1 pseudogene is annotated in these 544 nt (G+C 27.4%); it reads right to left on the minus strand.

Annotation, left to right across the window (positions count from 1 at the left end):
- Positions 1-544 (minus strand): annotated as a pseudogene (locus ELQ09_RS08465) (hypothetical protein); the annotation flags it as partial.

The raw sequence follows: 544 nt of genomic DNA on the forward strand, positions 1-544 counted from the left end.
CTCATTAAGAAATTCATGTGTTGATTGCTTTTAGAATTACTAGGGTTTTTTATATGAGTATCTTTAGGTTTAAGATAAAAAACTGAACTAAGTTTTCCTTGTTTTAGTATGAGTTTGTTATAACTTGTATTAGCATGATCGGTTTTTGCTGTGATTAAGAAAGGAAGCACTCTAACTGTTTTTATACTATGATCGGCTCATGCCTTGCTTTAAAAGAAAGAACTTTATCTTCTTTCATATTAGGGGTAAGTAAATAATGTTTAAAATTTAAATCGTTTGTATTTGAAATATTTGATTTAGGATTGTTATAAATTAGAGTAAGATTATTAATATCTTGTTTAGAACTCTTAGCATAATAATTTATACCTTGGAGTTTTTTATAAGTAGAATTGCTTTTATCATAAAGTTCGTTATTACTAAAATAATGTTCTGGAATATTGAAATTTAGATTATCTGTAGTGTTTTCTTAAGTGGTTGCAAAAGCATTGACACTTAAGAAAGTGACAATAGAAAGTCTAAACCAAAATTCTCTATACCCCCCCCC

The sequence above is a fragment of the Campylobacter sp. CH186 genome (assembly GCF_004378925.1).
Lineage (GTDB): Bacteria > Campylobacterota > Campylobacteria > Campylobacterales > Campylobacteraceae > Campylobacter_D > Campylobacter_D jejuni.